Source organism: Winslowiella toletana (assembly GCF_017875465.1).
Classification (GTDB): Bacteria; Pseudomonadota; Gammaproteobacteria; order Enterobacterales; family Enterobacteriaceae; genus Erwinia; species Erwinia toletana.
Genome location: NZ_JAGGMQ010000001.1, coordinates 1,768,984 through 1,786,359, shown reverse-complemented (window position 1 = coordinate 1,786,359; position 17,376 = coordinate 1,768,984). Strand labels below are relative to the sequence as shown.

18 protein-coding genes are annotated in these 17,376 nt (G+C 54.6%); 9 read left to right on the top strand and 9 right to left on the bottom strand.

The window, feature by feature from the left end:
* Positions 1–234 precede the first annotated feature (234 nt).
* The 4 genes from pnp (at position 235) to J2125_RS08320 (ending at position 5,499) form a co-directional block, all read left to right on the top strand.
* Entirely contained in the window at positions 235–2,358 is a 2,124-nt protein-coding gene (pnp, locus tag J2125_RS08335; RefSeq protein ID WP_017801423.1) for a polyribonucleotide nucleotidyltransferase, read from the top strand.
* A gap of 123 nt (positions 2,359–2,481) precedes the next feature.
* A complete protein-coding gene (nlpI, locus tag J2125_RS08330; RefSeq protein WP_017801422.1) occupies positions 2,482–3,366 on the top strand; it encodes a lipoprotein NlpI in 885 nt (294 codons plus the stop codon).
* A gap of 104 nt (positions 3,367–3,470) precedes the next feature.
* Positions 3,471–3,527 (top strand): protein YrbN, encoded by a 57-nt coding sequence (gene yrbN, locus J2125_RS25265; RefSeq protein WP_100229640.1) that lies wholly within the window; start codon positions 3,471–3,473, stop codon positions 3,525–3,527.
* A 16-nt stretch (positions 3,528–3,543) separates the two neighbouring features.
* Positions 3,544–5,499 carry a DEAD/DEAH family ATP-dependent RNA helicase gene (locus J2125_RS08320; RefSeq protein ID WP_017801421.1) on the top strand — a complete coding sequence of 652 codons (1,956 nt, stop codon included), beginning with the start codon at positions 3,544–3,546 and terminating at the stop codon, positions 5,497–5,499.
* Positions 5,500–5,552: 53 nt separating this feature from the next.
* On the opposite strand, the gene J2125_RS08315 is transcribed toward J2125_RS08320, so the two are convergent.
* Entirely contained in the window at positions 5,553–6,302 is a 750-nt protein-coding gene (locus J2125_RS08315; RefSeq protein ID WP_017801420.1) for an SDR family NAD(P)-dependent oxidoreductase, read from the bottom strand.
* A 189-nt stretch (positions 6,303–6,491) separates the two neighbouring features.
* Here J2125_RS08315 and J2125_RS08310 point away from each other — a divergent pair, with 189 nt between their 5' ends.
* A complete protein-coding gene (locus J2125_RS08310; protein WP_017801419.1) occupies positions 6,492–7,388 on the top strand; it encodes an AraC family transcriptional regulator in 897 nt (298 codons plus the stop codon).
* A gap of 30 nt (positions 7,389–7,418) precedes the next feature.
* Here the strand turns inward: J2125_RS08310 and J2125_RS08305 are convergent, their stop codons facing one another.
* The 3 genes from J2125_RS08305 to ubiU form a co-directional block, all read right to left on the bottom strand.
* A complete protein-coding gene (locus J2125_RS08305) occupies positions 7,419–8,429 on the bottom strand; it encodes a luciferase-like monooxygenase (protein ID WP_017801418.1) in 1,011 nt (336 codons plus the stop codon).
* 127 nt (positions 8,430–8,556) lie between these two features.
* Positions 8,557–9,435 carry a U32 family peptidase gene (locus tag J2125_RS08300; protein WP_017801417.1) on the bottom strand — a complete coding sequence of 293 codons (879 nt, stop codon included), beginning with the start codon at positions 9,433–9,435 and terminating at the stop codon, positions 8,557–8,559.
* A gap of 8 nt (positions 9,436–9,443) precedes the next feature.
* Complete coding sequence (ubiU, locus tag J2125_RS08295) at positions 9,444–10,439, bottom strand: ubiquinone anaerobic biosynthesis protein UbiU (RefSeq protein WP_017801416.1); 996 nt, start codon at positions 10,437–10,439, stop codon at positions 9,444–9,446.
* Positions 10,440–10,645: 206 nt separating this feature from the next.
* Here ubiU and ubiT point away from each other — a divergent pair, with 206 nt between their 5' ends.
* Both ubiT and J2125_RS08285 read left to right on the top strand, forming a co-directional pair.
* Positions 10,646–11,170 (top strand): ubiquinone anaerobic biosynthesis accessory factor UbiT, encoded by a 525-nt coding sequence (gene ubiT, locus J2125_RS08290; RefSeq protein ID WP_017801415.1) that lies wholly within the window; start codon positions 10,646–10,648, stop codon positions 11,168–11,170.
* Positions 11,164–11,670: a GNAT family N-acetyltransferase gene (locus J2125_RS08285; RefSeq protein WP_017801414.1), complete on the top strand. Its 507-nt coding sequence runs from the start codon at positions 11,164–11,166 to the stop codon at positions 11,668–11,670. Before ubiT ends, J2125_RS08285 begins: the two co-directional genes overlap by 7 nt.
* Here the strand turns inward: J2125_RS08285 and J2125_RS08280 are convergent.
* Positions 11,654–11,959, bottom strand: coding sequence for a GIY-YIG nuclease family protein (locus J2125_RS08280; protein WP_017801413.1), 306 nt, complete (start codon positions 11,957–11,959; stop codon positions 11,654–11,656). The two genes, J2125_RS08285 and J2125_RS08280, sit on opposite strands and share 17 nt — an antisense overlap.
* A 78-nt stretch (positions 11,960–12,037) precedes the next feature.
* Between J2125_RS08280 and J2125_RS08275 the strand changes: the two genes are divergently transcribed.
* Positions 12,038–12,472, top strand: a complete 435-nt coding sequence (locus tag J2125_RS08275) for a YhbP family protein (protein WP_017801412.1) — start codon at positions 12,038–12,040, stop codon at positions 12,470–12,472.
* Positions 12,473–12,498: 26 nt separating this feature from the next.
* Here J2125_RS08275 and J2125_RS08270 read toward each other — a convergent pair whose 3' ends face one another.
* A complete protein-coding gene (locus J2125_RS08270) occupies positions 12,499–13,017 on the bottom strand; it encodes a type 1 glutamine amidotransferase domain-containing protein (protein WP_017801411.1) in 519 nt (172 codons plus the stop codon).
* A 137-nt stretch (positions 13,018–13,154) separates the two neighbouring features.
* On the opposite strand from J2125_RS08270, the gene J2125_RS08265 reads away from it, so the two are divergent.
* Complete coding sequence (locus J2125_RS08265; RefSeq protein WP_017801410.1) at positions 13,155–13,784, top strand: NAD(P)H-binding protein; 630 nt, start codon at positions 13,155–13,157, stop codon at positions 13,782–13,784.
* Here the strand turns inward: J2125_RS08265 and nrdG are convergent.
* From nrdG to J2125_RS08250, 3 genes are all read right to left on the bottom strand, one after another.
* Positions 13,781–14,245: an anaerobic ribonucleoside-triphosphate reductase-activating protein gene (gene nrdG / locus J2125_RS08260; protein WP_026111738.1), complete on the bottom strand. Its 465-nt coding sequence runs from the start codon at positions 14,243–14,245 to the stop codon at positions 13,781–13,783. The genes J2125_RS08265 and nrdG overlap by 4 nt on opposite strands.
* A gap of 14 nt (positions 14,246–14,259) precedes the next feature.
* Positions 14,260–16,401, bottom strand: a complete 2,142-nt coding sequence (gene nrdD / locus J2125_RS08255; RefSeq protein WP_017801408.1) for an anaerobic ribonucleoside-triphosphate reductase — start codon at positions 16,399–16,401, stop codon at positions 14,260–14,262.
* 174 nt (positions 16,402–16,575) lie between these two features.
* A complete protein-coding gene (locus tag J2125_RS08250) occupies positions 16,576–17,316 on the bottom strand; it encodes an SDR family NAD(P)-dependent oxidoreductase (protein ID WP_017801407.1) in 741 nt (246 codons plus the stop codon).
* Between the last annotated feature and the right edge of the window lie 60 nt (positions 17,317–17,376).

Sequence of the window (17,376 nt, the reverse complement as noted above, 5' to 3'; positions counted from 1 at the left end):
AAAAGGGGGCCTTTATGGCCCCTTTTTTCAGAGCAATCGGCAGCATTATGTACCAAACTAATGTATTGTTGCTTAGTGTGATCTTCAGTTGCAGAGGTTCGCGCGGCTAATGAGAGGCTTTTATCCAACGGGGCGTGGATTGAAGGTTGTCATTAGTCGCGAGAATGCAAATGAGGATTGAAAATCCATGGCAGAGCACGATGAAAGTGTCTGCTTAGAGTAAAGGATATTATTTTGCTGAACCCGATCGTACGTAAATTCCAATATGGTCAGCATACCGTTACCCTTGAAACCGGTATGATGGCTCGCCAGGCAACGGCAGCTGTAATGGTAAGCATGGACGACACCGCAGTGTTCGTCACCGTTGTTGGCCGCAAACAAGCTAAACCAGGCCAGGACTTCTTCCCTCTGACGGTTAACTATCAGGAGCGTACTTACGCTGCTGGTCGTATCCCGGGCAGCTTCTTCCGTCGTGAAGGCCGTCCAAGCGAAGGCGAAACCCTGATTTCGCGCCTGATTGACCGCCCGGTTCGTCCGCTGTTCCCGGAAGGCTTCGTTAATGAAGTGCAGGTTATTGCGACTGTCGTTTCCGTTAACCCACAGGTTAACCCGGATATCGTGGCGATGATTGGTGCTTCTGCCGCGCTGAGCCTGTCTGGCCTGCCATTTAATGGCCCAATCGGTGCTGCACGCGTCGGTTACATCAACGATCAGTACGTACTGAACCCGACCAGTGACGAAATCAAACAAAGCAAACTGGATCTGGTGGTTGCCGGTACGAAAGGCGCCGTGCTGATGGTTGAGTCTGAAGCGGATGTGCTGAGCGAAGAGCAGATGCTGGGCGCCGTGGTTTACGGTCATGATCAGCAGCAGATTGTTATCGACCAGATTAACTCACTGGTTGCTGAAGCCGGCAAACCACGCTGGGACTGGCAGCCAGAAGCGGTTAACGAAGCGCTGACCTCACGTATCGCCGCACTGGCTGAATCGCGTCTGAGCGATGCTTACCGCATCACTGAGAAGCAAGAACGTTACGAAAAAGTCAACGTTATCAAAGCTGAAACTACCGCAGCCCTGCTGGCGGAAGATGAGACGCTGAACGATGGCGAAATCAGCGATATCCTGCATGCTATTGAAAAAGATGTGGTGCGTAGCCGCGTTCTGAATGGCGAGCCGCGTATCGATGGTCGTGAAAAAGATATGATCCGTGGTCTGGATGTGCGTACTGGCGTGTTGCCACGTACTCATGGTTCCGCACTGTTCACTCGTGGTGAGACTCAGGCGCTGGTTACCGCGACGCTGGGTACTGCCCGTGATGCGCAGAACCTGGATGAGCTGATGGGCGAACGTACCGACAGCTTCCTGTTCCACTACAACTTCCCTCCGTACTCTGTGGGCGAGACCGGTATGGTCGGTTCACCGAAGCGTCGTGAAATTGGTCACGGCCGTCTGGCGAAACGCGGCGTGCTGGCGATGATGCCAAAACCGGAAGATTTCCCGTACACCGTACGTGTGGTGTCTGAAATCACCGAATCTAACGGCTCTTCATCTATGGCTTCTGTCTGTGGCGCCTCTCTGGCGCTGATGGACGCAGGCGTGCCAATCAAAGCCGCTGTTGCCGGTATTGCGATGGGTCTGGTGAAAGAAGGCGAGAAATTTGTGGTTCTGTCTGACATCCTCGGTGACGAAGATCACCTTGGCGACATGGACTTCAAAGTAGCCGGTAGCCGTGAAGGTATCACCGCGCTGCAGATGGACATCAAAATTGAAGGCATCACCCGCGAAATCATGCAGGAAGCGCTGAATCAGGCCAAAGGTGCGCGTCTGCACATTCTGGGCGTGATGGAGCAGGCTATCAGCACGCCGCGTGGTGATATCTCTCAGTTCGCACCACGTATCCATACCATCAAGATCAGCCCGGACAAGATCAAAGATGTTATCGGTAAAGGCGGCTCGGTAATCCGTGCGCTGACTGAAGAAACCGGCACCACCATCGAAATCGAAGATGATGGCACCGTGAAGATCGCAGCAACCGACGGTGAAAAAGCGAAATTCGCTATCCGTCGTATCGAAGAGATTACTGCTGAGATCGAAGTAGGCCGTATCTACAACGGTAAAGTGACCCGTATTGTCGACTTCGGTGCCTTCGTGGCCATCGGCGGCGGTAAAGAAGGTCTGGTGCATATTTCTCAGATCGCTGATAAGCGTGTTGAGAAAGTGACCGATTACCTGCAGATGGGTCAGGAAGTTCCGGTTAAAGTACTGGAAGTAGATCGTCAAGGCCGTGTGCGTCTGAGCATCAAAGAAGCGACAGAGCAGCAGCCTGAAGCAGCCGCAGTTAATCCTGAAGCTGAATAACGATCGACCACTGAGCTCTCCATGTTCGCATGGAGAGCTGTTTCATCGCGAGGTCAGGACACCTTGTGCACGGCAGGCGGATGACAGGATGTTTATCCCAATGTTTGTTTTCGGGAGTGGGAAATGAAGCCTTTTTTGCGCTGGTGTTTCGTTGCGACAGCTATATCGCTGGCAGGATGCAGCAACTCTGACTGGCGTAGAAACGACGTTCTGGCGGTTCCGCTGCAGCCCACCCTGCAACAGGAAGTCATCCTGGCGCGCATGGAACAAATACTTGCCAGTCGGGCATTAACCGATGATGAACGCGCACAGCTGTTATATGAGCGCGGAGTGTTGTATGATAGTTTAGGTTTGAGAGCATTAGCGCGAAATGATTTTTCACAAGCGCTGGCGATCAGACCGGATATGCCGGAAGTATTCAATTACTTAGGCATATATTTAACGCAGGCTGGCAACTTTGATGCCGCCTATGAAGCGTTTGATTCTGTACTTGAGCTTGATCCAACTTACAACTATGCGCATTTAAATCGTGGCATCGCCCTGTATTACGGTGGTCGATACCCGCTAGCGCAAGATGATCTGCTGGCGTTTTATCAAGACGATCCTAACGATCCTTTCCGCAGCTTGTGGCTCTATCTCGTAGAACGTGAGATGGACTCCAGTAAAGCAAAAGTCACGCTAAAACAGCGTTATGACAAATCGGACCGGGAACAATGGGGATGGAATATTGTCGAGTTCTACCTTGGCGACATCAGTGAGAAAACACTGATGGAAAGTCTCAAGGCGGACGCAACGGATAACACCTCGCTCGCTGAACATCTCAGTGAAACCAACTTCTATTTAGGTAAGTACTACCTAAGTCTGGGGGAGAAGGACAACGCAGAAGCGTTGTTCAAACTGGCGGTCGCCAACAACGTAAATAACTACGTTGAGCACCGATACGCATTGTTGGAGCTGGCGCTACTCGGCCAGACACAAGACGATTTATCAGAATCTGACCAGCAATAGCTGACGAACTTTCTTTGCCTGAATTTCTGAAATGTCATCATCTTCACGGATGAGGGCTTTTTTGTTCGTCGAAACCACTAATTTGAGCCGGTTCACACTTTTTGATGAAAATGACTGAAAATTTTCACGACGAGTTATGTAGACTGGCCGCCGCAATTTAAGAGGCTTGTGTACTACATGACTACGATCGAAACCAATAATACTGCCATTGAAACCACTTTTGCTGACCTGGGCCTGAATGCCGCCCTGCTTGAATCACTGAATGGAATGGGCTACGTAAAACCATCACCTATCCAGTTAGAGTGTATCCCACACCTGCTGGCTGGCCGTGACGTGCTGGGTATGGCCCAGACTGGTAGTGGCAAAACAGCTGCATTCTCTCTGCCGCTGTTGCACAACATTGATAGTAACCTGAAAGCACCACAGATTCTGGTGCTGGCACCTACTCGCGAGTTGGCGGTTCAGGTTGCTGAAGCTATGACCGAATTCTCTAAAAAAATGAACGGCGTTAACGTTGTTGCCCTGTACGGCGGCCAGCGTTATGACGTTCAGCTGCGCGCTCTGCGTGCGGGTCCACAGATTGTTGTGGGTACGCCAGGCCGTCTGCTGGATCACCTGAAACGCGGTACGCTGAACCTGTCCAGCCTGCGTGGACTGGTGCTTGACGAAGCTGATGAAATGCTGCGTATGGGCTTTATCGAAGACGTTGAAACGATTATGGCGCAGATCCCGGAAGGTCATCAGACCGCTCTGTTCTCTGCAACCATGCCAGAAGCGATTCGTCGTATTACCAAACGCTTTATGAAGGATCCGCAGGAAGTGCGCATCCAGTCCAGCGTCACTACTCGCCCGGACATCAGCCAGAGCTACTGGACTGCATTTGGTCGTAAAACTGATGCGCTGGTGCGCTTCCTGGAAGCGGAAGACTTTGATGCGGCGATTATCTTCGTGCGTACCAAAAACGCGACCCTCGAAGTGGCCGAAGCGCTGGAGCGTAGCGGTTACAACAGTGCGGCGCTGAACGGTGATATGAACCAGGCACTGCGTGAGCAGACGCTGGAGCGCCTGAAAAGCGGTCGTCTTGATATCCTGATCGCTACCGATGTTGCGGCGCGTGGTCTGGACGTTGAGCGTATCAGCCTGGTAGTAAACTATGATATCCCTATGGATTCAGAGTCTTACGTTCACCGTATCGGCCGTACTGGTCGTGCAGGTCGTGCTGGCCGTGCGCTGCTGTTCGTTGAGAACCGCGAGCGTCGTCTGCTGCGCAACATTGAACGCACCATGAAGCTGACTATTCCGGAAGTAGAACTGCCTAACGCAGAACTGCTGTCCCAGCGTCGTCTGGCTAAGTTCGCGGCGAAAGTTCAGGTTCAGCTGGAAAGCAGCGATCTGGAACAGTACCGTGCGCTGCTGGCTAAAATGCAGCCGGAAGAAGAACTGGATATGGAAACTCTGGCCGCAGCTCTGCTGAAAATGGCTCAGGGCGAACGTCCACTGATTCTGCCACCAGATGCACCGCAGCGCCCACGTCGCGAATTCCGTGACCGTGACGATCGTCGTGATGACCGTCGTCCTGAGCGTGGTGATCGTGCTCCACGTGAAGCGCGTGGCGAACCTCGCGGTGACCGCGATGGCGCACCACGTCGTGAGCGTCGTGAAGTTGGCGATATGGAACTGTACCGCATTGAAGTTGGCCGTGATGATGGTGTTGAAGTTCGTCATATCGTTGGCGCCATTGCTAACGAAGGCGATATCAGCAGCCGTTACATTGGTAACATCAAGCTGTTCGGCACCCACTCAACTATCGAGCTGCCGAAAGGTATGCCAGGTGACATTCTGTCCCACTTCACCCGTACTCGTATTCTGAACAAGCCGATGAATATGCAGTTGCTGGGCGATGCGGTTCCACGCAGCAACGATCGTCCAGAGCGTAGCGGTGGCGGCGATCGTCGTCCTGCTGGCGGTGGTCGCGGTGGTTTCGGCGGCGGTGCTGGTCGTGAAGGCGGTCGTGATGGCGGCGCTCCACGTCGTTTTAACGATCGTCGTGAAGGCGGCGCAGGTCGCAGCAGCACCAGCCGTGGTCCACGTCAGGATGGCGGCAGCGCACCAACTCGTCGTCGTGATGCATAATCACTGACGCAAATAAAAAAACCAGCCTTCGGGCTGGTTTTTTTTTTGCCTGATTAGCGCCAGCCGCCAGAGGTCAGCAGCCGTTCGCCGCTGACATAGGTGGCTTCCTCCGAAGCCAGAAACAGCGCCACGCGCGCCACATCCTCCGGAATCCCAAAACGACCTAATGGCGTCATGGCGATAAGCTGCGCTTTAAACTCTGGTTTCAGCATCTGCGAAGCCAGCAGCCCCTCGGTGATAATGCAGCCCGGTGCGATAGCATTAACCCGGATGTTTTTTGGTCCCAGCTCACGCGACAACCCCTGAGTGATGCTGTCTATCGCTCCTTTGGTCGCTGCATACAGTACCGCGCCAGGCGCGACATTCTTGCTGCTTACCGCGCTCAGATTGATAATGCAGCCGCCGCCATCGCCAAAATATTCCACCGCCTGCTGACTGACCAGCAGAGTACCAAACACATTGACCGCAAATTGCTGTTGCATCTCCGCTTCGGTGATGTTGCTGAAGGGCGCCTGATGGAACATCCCGGCGTTGTTGACCACAATATCCGGTTTGCCATACTCGGCAAAGGCGACCGCAAACAGGCGTTTGACATGTTCGGCGCGTGAAATGTCAGCCTGAACGGCTATCGCTTCGCCGCCAGCCGCGACGATATCGCTGACCACATCTTCCGCGCCAACTTCATCATAAAGATAATTTACCACCACGCGCGCGCCTGCAGCGGCAAACATAATTGCAATGCCTGCGCCTATGCCTTTCGATGAGCCCGTCACCAGGGCGACTTTTCCTGCGAGTGCTTTCATCGTTTCTCTCCTGCATTTATTCGCTGGTTATAATGTCGATAAAATATGCGATCGAAGCCGGCAGAGGGGTTAGTGTGATCCTGCAAGCTTTTTGCACAATCCTGCAAACCTGTGCCGGAAGGATTCTCTCGCCGTGGGGTTTCAGTACAATAAGCTTTCTGATCACTATGACATCAGCAGGCTAATGGCATGAATATCCTCAGCCCTCAGTGGCAAGAACTGATTAACCTGATTGCCCATTTCGCCACAAAGGATGGGGTAGTGAATACGGCGATCGATTTTCTCTACTTTGGTCGTCGCTCGTCGCCCTCACAGCCGATGCATATTTCGCAGTGGGCCAGCTTTGCGCTGGTGGCGCAGGGCGAAAAGGCGCTGCGCCTCGGCGATGAGACCTATGTCTATGGGCCAGGGGATCTGTTACTGGCTTCGATGGATATGCCGGTGCGATCCTGCATCACCCGAGCCAGCGCCGCCGAACCTAATCTGGCGGTGGCGATCACCATCAATCCGCTGCGGTTGCAAAAATTTATCAACGTTATGCCCGCTGAGCTGCATTCGGCCGTACCGAAAATCGCGCGCGGCATCACCGTCAACCGGGTTTCTGAAGCGCTGCTGGATGCGGTAGTGCGCCTGATTAAATTGCTGCATCGGCCAGAGGATATCGCCATGCTGGCGCCGCTGATTGAGCAGGAAATTTTTTATCGTTTACTCACCGGCCCGGAGGGGCCGCGCTTACTGAATATCGCCATGGCGGAGCGGCCCGGCAACAAAGTGGCGCAGGCAGCCAGCTGGCTGCGTGAAAACTTCCATCAGCAGCTGAAAATTGATCAACTGGCCAGCAGTGTTGGCATGAGCACTTCGTCGCTGCATCACCACTTTAAAGCGGTTACCGCGATGACGCCGATGCAGTATCAGAAACAGCTACGGCTGAACGAAGCGCGCCGTCTGATGCTGCTGGAAAAAATGGATGCCGGCACCGCCGGTTATCAGGTGGGTTATCAGAGCGCATCGCAGTTCAGCCGTGAATACAGCCGCTTTTATGGCGCTTCACCGACGCGTGATATCAAACTGCTGGGGCAGGAATAGCAGGTGCTTCGGGCGAAGCACCTGTGAAGATTACAGCGACTGAGCCGCCTGCATTGCCAGCTCAAACGAGCGCAGACGCGCCTGCGTATCGAAGATCTGGCCGTTAACCATAATCTCATCCGCCTGGGTTTCGCGAATCAGGGAAGCCAGACCGCTGCGGACTTTTTCGCTGTCACCAATCACCGACATACTCAGCGCCTGCTGCACGCCATACTGCTCCGACGGTGACCACAGGTTATCCATATTGTCCACCGGCGCCGGTAAAGGGCCCGGCTTGCCGCGACGCAGATTGATAAACTGCTGCTGCATTGAGGTAAACAGGAAGCGGGCGTCACGATCGCTGTCAGCCGCCACCACATTGACGCACACCATCGCATACGGCTTCTCCAGCCGGGCGGAAGGTTTAAAGCTGTCACGATAGATCTGCAGCGCCTGGAACAGCATATCCGGGGCAAAGTGTGAGGCAAAGGCAAATGGCAGGCCCAGTCTCGCCGCCAGCTGAGCGCTATACAGGCTGGAACCCAGCAGCCACACCGGGATCTTCAGCCCAAGTCCCGGGACTGGCTGGACCGGCGGCTGCTCATCTGCATCGGCGTCAAACCAGTTCACCAGCTCAGCGACATCCGCCGGGAAGCTATCGGCCTGCGCGCTGGAGAGATGACGACGCAGCGCCATCATAGTGCGCTGGTCGGAACCTGGCGCGCGCCCCAGTCCGAGGTCAATACGCCCCGGATAGAGCGACTCAAGGGTGCCAAACTGCTCGGCAATCACCAGTGGCGCATGGTTGGGCAGCATTACGCCGCCGGAGCCCAGACGCAGCGTGGTGGTGCCGGCGGCCAGATAGCCGATCAGCACCGAGGTCGCCGCACTGGCGATGCCGGTCATATTGTGGTGTTCAGCCAGCCAGTAACGATGATATCCCAGCTTTTCAGACTGCTGCGCCAGCGCCAGTGATGAGTGGAAAGCGTCACGTGCTGTAGAGCCTTGAGGAATCGGCGCTAAATCGAGCACCGATAAAGGAACAGATTTTTTTTCAGACATGGGAGCTCGCTTTTTATCTGCGCGACGAACAGGTTCGCCTGCTATTAATAAATATCAGTATCTCAGTAACCCTATTAAAACTGTATTTATTTATACCGGCTTGACACCCTGTGCCATCACGCTGCCGCTACTCCTGCAGCACCAGCCCCGCCAGGTTGCGCCAGTAACCATTACAGTCATTGCGCTGCGCCATCATCAGAGGCGCCATGCCACGCTGGTTGGCACGGAAACGGTCAATTAACGCCAGTGTTTCGACACTTTCAGGCGACAAGCGCAGAATATCGACCATACCCTGCATCGAAACCTGATCGTTAGCCAGGTTGTAGCAGTATCCGCTCATGGTCTGAATGCCGTTTAGCACAAATACCTGCTGGTTCTCCTGCGATAACACGCGTCGACCCTGAGGATAGTTGATACAGCAGGTTTCACACTCATCTTTGGCGCGATTTTCCGAGCGTGCGGTAAAACAGCGGGCGGAAAGCGCCAGCGGCAGATGGCCATAACCCATCACTTCTACTTCAAACTGCTGGCGAATGCCCAGGCTTTCACTCTGCTGCAAAATATTCGCCAGCCAGTCGCGCGACAGTTCTGGCGGCATACACCAGCGGGTCATTCCCTGTTTCAGCAGCATGCGTAAGGTCACCGCGTTATAGCAGTTTAACGCCAGACCGGCGACAAACGGCAGGTTATGCTCCGCCGCAAGATTGACGGTACCGAGATCGTTGGCCTCCACCAGAAACTCGCCGTTATCGACATAGCGTTTTATCTCGCTCAGTTCCGATGGCGACTGCACCAGCGCCAGCGTGGTAAATACCACCTGTTTGCCGCTGTCACGCAGCATATGGGCGATATTCAGCCAGTCGCTGAATTTCGTGGCGCGACGTTTACTGCATACCGCTTCACCGAGATAGACAATATCCGCACTGCTGGCGGCGGCGGCCTGATAAAAAGCATTCAGCTGTGCAGTCGGCCAGTACCAGAGTACCGGCCCTAAGGCATATTTCATGGTTATTCCTACTGCCATTTACGGTGATAAGCGCCAAGTGTGGTCTGCGTGCCTTCCGACAACGCGCCCAGCGCCTCCATCCAGTGCTGTTCCACCTGAAAGTCATCCGGTGTCGCCTGGCAGCGATCGATCGCCTGGCGCCAGATGCGCGTGACTTCCGCCACATAGGCCGGACTGCGCTGACGCCCCTCAATCTTCACCGAGGCGATGTTGGCCCGCAGCAGTTCCGGCAGCAGCGCCAGCGTATTCAGGCTGGCTGGTTCTTCCAGTGCGTGATAGCGCATCTCATCGACGACATAGCGTCCTTTGCACAGCGTCGGGTAGCCCGCGTTCTCATCGGCGGCATAGCGGTCGATTAATACCTCATTCAGGCGCGATTCCAGCCCGGCGGCCGTCTGCTGCCAGCGTACAAAACGCGCCGGTGAGCAGGCGCCGACGGTATTAGGGGATTCGCCAGTCAGCCATGAGGAGAGGTAACAGCGGCCTTCCGCCATAATGCACAGGCTGCCGAAGGCAAACACCTCCAGCGGCACCGGGGTGACGCGCGCCAGCTGACGCACCTGATGTATCGACAGCACGCGCGGCAGCACCACGCGCGATACCGCAAAATGACGATGATAAAACTTTACCGCCTCCAGGTTAGTGGCTGACGCCTGCACCGAGACATGGCGTTCAATCTGCGGATAGCGTTCGGCGGCATACTCCAGCATCGCCAGATCGGCGAGGATCAGCGCATCTGCGCCAAGATCGGCCGCCATATCGACCGCGCGCTGCCAGCGCTGATAAGCGTCGGGATGCGCAAAGGTATTGATCGCCACATGCAGTTTGCGCTTACGCTGATGCACAAAACGCGCGGCTTCCTGCAAACGCTTTTCGGTAAAGTTAAGACCGGCAAAATGGCGGGCATTGGTATCGTCTTTCAGACCGATATACACGGCATCGGCGCCATTTTCGATGGCCGCTTTCAGCGCGGGAAGATTACCCGCCGGGCATAGAAGTTCCATGATTTCTCTCTGGAATAAGCAATAACAGTGAATGATTTTAGACGCGTGGCGCACGACAAATTTTGATTTAAGGCAGCGAATGGCGTATTGATTGTGCAGTGGTGGATTAAAAAGCTTAAGGTTCGCACTGTTCCTTGATCCTGCTGCCTGACGCAACGGACAGATATGGCAAAATAGCTGAAATTTTTTCGTAAGGAGTGTTAATAGTGTTGAACCAGCTTCGTGCACAGTGTGTACAAAAAGGCCCGCAGCTTCTGCGCTTTCCGCTACAACTCACCCCTTTCGCGATCAAAAAACGGCTATTGCAGCAGTTGCTGAACTGGCAATTTCATCATGCTTTGGCCGAAGGTGAGTTAAACTTTCTGGAAGGGCGCTGGTTAGGGGTGGAGATCCGCGATCTCGACCTGCGCTGGTCGGCCAGTGTGGTCGATGGCCTGCTGGCAGTGAGTGACTGCCAGCAGCCAGACGTCTGGTTCCGCGGTGACGCGAACGATCTGCTGCTGATAGCAGCGCGTAAGCGTGACCCTGATACGCTATTTTTCCAGCGTCGGTTGGTTATTGAAGGTGATACCGAACTGGGGCTTGAGGTAAAGAACGTAATGGATGCAATTGAACTGGAAATGATGCCAACGCCGCTGCGTATCGGACTGATACAGCTGGCACAATTTGTTGAGACTGGATTGAATAAGGACGCGAATTCGACGGTGAATCGCGCAGGTGCATCATGTTAATTCGGACAGAGATTGGAGTTGATGCTGCGGGCATCGACAGCCTGCTGCGCCGCTGCTTTGCCACTGCGGCGGAAGCGGAGCTGGTGCAGCAACTACGCGAAGACGGCCTGCTGACCCTCGGTGTGGTGGCGACCGACGATGAAGGCCAGGTATTGGGCTATGCCGCATTTAGTCCGGTAGAGCTGCAGGGCGAGGATAAACAGTGGGTTGGCCTCGCGCCGCTGGCGGTAGATGAAAGCGTACGCCAGCAGGGTATCGGCAAGCAGCTGATCTACGAAGGGCTGGATACCTTAAATGAATTTGGTTACGCCGCAGTAGTGGTGCTGGGCGATCCCGACTTCTATGGCCGTTTTGGTTTTGAACCGGCGGCGCGCCATCAGTTACATTGTAAATGGCTGGGCACCGAGGCGGCATTTCAGGTGTATAAACTGGCGGATGATGCGTTTGTCGGCGTGGAAGGGCAGATCGAGTTTTCGGCGCCGTTTAACCGCTTCGATTAGCCAGCCACTCGCTAAGGGATTCAGGCTGGCTGGCAACCAGTCTGATTTTATCCTGCCGTTTAAGCTGCTTGACCTGATACTCCAGCTTCGATGCGCTGGAGCGATCGCCGGCATCACAATAAAACATCAGCGCCAGTGGCCCCTTGCCGCGCAGCGCTTTAGCGCCTTTACCTTCCTGATGCTGACGCAAACGACGCGCCACATCATTGGTGATGCCGGTATAGAGCACGCCGCTGGCGGTGCGCAGAATATAGAGCTGCCAGAGAACTGGCGCGCTGTCGCTACTCATGGTTAATCTCAACTGGCGATAATCTGTTAGCATTGTACCCATAAAATCATCACTTTCCCCGGCCGTCACGGAGTCATTTTGTCTGAATCTGCCTCGCTTGCTGCTATTGGCCGCTATCTGAAAAAACAGCATGTGCTGTCACTGTGCTGTGGCGGCGCACAGGATCTCTGGTGCGCCAACTGTTTCTACGTATTTGATGCCGAACGGGTGGCATTCTGGTTGATGACCGAGTCTGCTACCCGTCATGGCGCACTGATGCAGCAGCAAGCGCTGGTGGCAGGCACGGTTAATGGCCAGCCGAAAAGCGTCTTGCTGATTAAAGGTGTGCAGTATCGCGGGCAGATAATGGCATTAAGCGGTGAGACCGAGGCGCGTGCCAGGGCCGCTTATTGTAAGCGTTTTCCGGTAGCCAAAAAGGTGTCGGCGCCGCTGTGGGAAATCCGCCTGGATGAGCTGAAAATGACGGATAACGCGCTGGGCTTTGGTAAAAAACTGTGCTGGCAACGGGATTAGTGGCCGGGCGAACCCGGCCTGCTGGCTTACAGACTTAAAATACGCAGTGATTCCCGGTTAAACGCCGGCAAATCTTCCGGTGTACGGCTGGTGACCAGTTTGTCATTGTCGACCACCACCTCTTTATCATAAAAATCCGCCCCGGCATTTTTCAGATCGATCGCGATCGCTTTGACTGCCGTCATCTTACGGCCACGTACGCCGCTGGCGCTGATTAACAGCTGCGGGCCATGGCAGATAGCGAAAATCGGTTTGCCGCTGGCGACAAACTCTCTGGTGAAGGCGACAAAGCGGTCGTCGCCCCGCAGGCTGTCAGGCGAATGGCCGCCGGGCAGCAGCAACGCATCGAACTCAGCGACATCGACATGATCTATATCCTTGTCGATTTTTACTGTCGCCTTACCCTGTTTGCCGGTGACGGTTTTACCCGCTTCTTTTTCGATGGTCACCACTTCATAACCCGCTTTGGTATAGGCATCAGCGGGAGAGGTAAATTCCGAGTCTTCAAATTCATCGGTGATTAGCACCGCAATCTTCTTGCTCATCTTTTCCTCCGGTTTATATTGAATTGCTGATTAAGCCTGGTTGAGAATCCTGAATTCGCAATAATAAATAATGATATAGACTGTAAATGTTCGTTTTTACAGCGGGTTAAAATCCACACGCAGAAAAGGAATGCACCATGAGCAGAGTACTTTTGACCGGCGCCACCGGTTTAGTGGGAAGCCATCTGTTGCGTTTGCTGATTGCCGAGCCGCGCGTCAGCGAGATTATCGCGCCAACGCGCCGTGCGCTGCCGCCAATGGACAAAGTCACCAATCTGGTGGAAGAGGATTTAACCGATGTGCTGCGTCCGCTGGAGGGCGCGCTGGACAGGGTTTTTTGCTGTCTGGGCACCACACGCAAGCAGGCGGGCAGTAAGGAAGCCTTTATCCACGTCGACTATACGCTGGTGGTCGATAGTGCGCTGGCTGGCCAGCGGCTGGGAGCCAGACATATGCTGGTGGTCAGCGCCCATGGTGCCAATGCCCGCTCGCCATTTTTCTATAACCGGGTGAAAGGGGAGATGGAAAATGCGCTGCGTCAGCAGCAGTGGCCGCGGCTGACGCTGCTCAGACCTTCACTGCTGCTGGGCGATCGTCCGGACAAGCGCGGTGGTGAGTCGCTGTTTGCCCCGCTGTTTAAAATCCTGCCCGGCAACCTGCGGGCAGTGGAGGCGCGCGATGTGGCGCAGGTGATGCTGCGCGAAGCCTTTACTGAAGGCGGCAGCAGTGTAGACATTATTGAATCGCGCGATCTGCATCTGCCTTAACGCAGATAGTGAATCACCTGATTGCTGCTGCCGCGCCACAGCAGCATCGGGTCATACAGCGCCTGCACAAACTTGCCGTCGATCAATACATCGATCTCTGCCACAACCTGCTGCTGGGCGGCAGTCAGCTGAGCGAGGGTATAGCCGGTCCACATCCAGATATCCTTGCCGGGACACTGGCGACGCACCCGCTTCAGCAGCCGCAGGATATCCGGCAGACTGGCCGGATGCAGCGGGTCACCGCCGGACAGCGACAGCCCCTGACGCGGAATGCGCCGATCGTTAAGATCGTTAATCAGCCGCTCTTCCATCTCAATGGTAAAGGGCACACCGGAATTCAGCCGCCAGGTGCTTTTGTTATAGCAACCCGGGCACTGATGTTCGCAGCCGGATACAAACAGCGTACAGCGGGTGCCGGGGCCATTGACGATATCAACCGGATAGTACTGATGAATATTCATGCTATGCGCCAGCATTACGGGTTCAGCTTGCCGGTCGCCATATGTTTTACCCGGCGTTTGACCTCTTCCTGCTTACCAGCGTTAAAGGGGCGCGCATCCGGGCTGCCAAGATAACCACAGACGCGACGTGTGACCGACACCCGACTGGCATTATGATTGCCGCATTTCGGGCAGGTAAAACCTTTGCTGGTGCAGTTAAATTCGCCGGTAAAGCCGCAGTCATAACACTCATCAATCGGCGTATTGGTGCCGTAATAGGGCACGCGGTGATAGCTGTAATCCCAGACATCTTCCAGCGCTTTCAGGTTGTGCTGAATATTCGGATATTCGCCGTAACAGATAAAACCCCCGTTAGCGACCGGCGGATAAGCGGCCTCAAAGTCGATTTTGTCGTAAGGATTAACCTTCTTCTCGACATCAAGATGGAAACTGTTGGTGTAGTAACCTTTGTCGGTGACGCCAGGCACTACGCCAAACTGCGCGGCATCAAGGCGACAGAAACGATCGCAGAGATTTTCACTTGGCGTGCTGTAGAGACTGAAGCCATAACCAGTTTCGGCCTTCCACTGGTCGACCGCGTCGCGCATCCGGCTGACAATCGCTACCGCTTTATCGCGCAGCGCGGCGTCGTCATACAGGTGGCGCTGACTGCCGCTCAGGGCGTTAATGGTTTCATGAATGCCGATATAGCCCAGCGAAATAGAAGCGCGGCCATATTTAAAAATTTCGGCAACATTATCATCGGCTTTCAGCCTTACACCGCAGGCGCCTTCCATATACAGAATCGGCGCCACCCGCGCTTTGACACCTTCCAGCCGCGCGATACGCGTCATCAGCGCGCGTTTCGCCAGCAGCAAACGTTCATCAAGCAGCGTCCAGAAGCGCGTTTCATCGCCCTGAGCTTCCAGCGCGATACGCGGCAGGTTCAGGCTGATTACGCCAATATTATTACGACCTTCATGCACCTGTTCTCCGTTCTCTTCCCAGACGCCAAGGAAGCTGCGGCAGCCCATCGGGGTTTTAAACGAGCCGGTAACCTTCACCACCTGATCGTAATTAAGAATATCGGGATACATACGCTTGCTGGCGCACTCCAGCGCCAGCTGCTTGATATCGTAGTTGACCTCGCCGGCGTGGCGGTTAACGCCTTCACGGATGGCAAACACCAGCTTAGGAAATACCGCGGTTTTATGGTTTTTGCCGAGGCCAGCAATACGGTTGCGCAGGATAGATTGCTGAATCAGGCGTGCTGACCAGCTGGTGCCCAGGCCAAAACCAAAGGTGACAAACGGCGTCTGGCCATTGGCGGTATGCAGGGTATTAACTTCATATTCCAGTGACTGAAAGGCGTCGTAACACTCTTTTTCGGTGCGGCTGTGGGCATAGCTTTCGGCATCGGGGATATGCCACTCGCGGGCTACCGCCTGATGTCTGGCAAAGCTGGCTTCGACAAAAGGCGCCAGTACTTCATCGATGCGGTTGATGGTGGTGCCGCCATAAATATGGCTGGCGACCTGCGCGATAATCTGTGCAGTGACTGCGGTGGCAGTAGAAATAGATTTTGGTGGCTCAATCTCCGCATTACCCATCTTAAAGCCGTTGTTAAGCATGCCGTTTAAGTCGATCAGCATACAGTTAAACATCGGGAAAAACGGTGAGTAATCGAGATCATGATAGTGAATTTCACCACGCTCATGGGCACTGACCACATCGCGCGGCAAAATATGCTGTTGTGCGTAATGCTTTGCGACAATACCTGCCAGCAGATCGCGCTGGGTGGGGATCACTTTACTGTCTTTGTTGGCGTTTTCATTCAGCAGCGCCGGGTTGCTTTGCTCAACCAGCCCGCGAATCGCCTGATTAAGTTTGCCACGCATTTCGCGCGCCACATCACGGTCATGACGATATTCGATATAGGTGCGAGCCAGTTGCGGATAACGGCCAGCCATCAGCAGATCTTCCACCGCATGCTGGATCTCATGAATATCGACACTACTGCGGCCCTGCATTTTCAGGCTTATCTGGCGAGCGACGGTCGCACAATAGTCGTCATCGGCAATCTGCGCCGCTTGCGCCGCGCCACAGATCGCCGCGCAGATGCGTTGCTCATCATAGGTTACCTGACAGCCATCTCGTTTGATTACTACTGTTGCCACCGCTGCTCTCCTTTTAGTGGGATATCTATATGTAGATAAGGATAAGCATATTAAGCGCTATATATGGTGTTTTGTTCGAAATTAACTGCATCTTTATTGATGCAAAGCAAAGATTGCCGGTTTCGGCGGAGGGATGACGCCGCCGCATCTGTTGCGACGGCGGCGGCGATAACATCAGGCGTTCATACCGCCATCGACATTGATGCCGGTGCCAGTAATCTGCTTCGCTGCCGGGCTGGCAAGGAAGGTTACTGCTGCGGCAACATCGTCAGCGGTACCGAAATGACCCAGGGCGGTAAATCCGCGCTGAGTATCAGCATTTTCGCCATCAGCCGGGTTCATATCACTGTCGGTGGGGCCGGGATGGACCAGATTAACCGTAATGCCACGCGGGCCAAGATCGCGCGCCAGACCGCGGGTCAGCGACAGCAGCGCTGATTTAGTCATCGAATAGACCGTCAGCCCGCTCATTGGCACGCGTTCGGCAAGACAGCTGCCAATATTAATAATCCGTCCGCCTTCACCCAGATGGGGCAGCGCCGCCTGAGTGGTAAGAATCAGGCCGCGAATATTGACGTTAATCATCGCGTCGATATCCTCCAGCGGCAGATCTTCCAGCAGGCCGCCGCGGGCGACACCAGCGTTATTAACCAGAATATCCAGGCCGCCCAGGGCTGCCACGCTTTGGGCTACTGCGCTGCGCGCCGCATCGGGTGAGGCGCTATCCGCCTGTATGGCAACGGCTTTACGCCCCAATGCTTCAATCGCGGCGACCACTTCCGCCGCTTTATCGGCTGATTTTTCGTAGGTAATCACCACATCAGCACCGGCTTCCGCCAGTGATAATGCCATTGCTTTGCCCAATCCACGACTGGCGCCGGTAACCAGCGCACGTTTACCTGAGAGTGCAGACATAAGTATTCTCCTGATTTATGTGTCGATCGATATACAATTAATCTACGGGTTGTTGAAGCC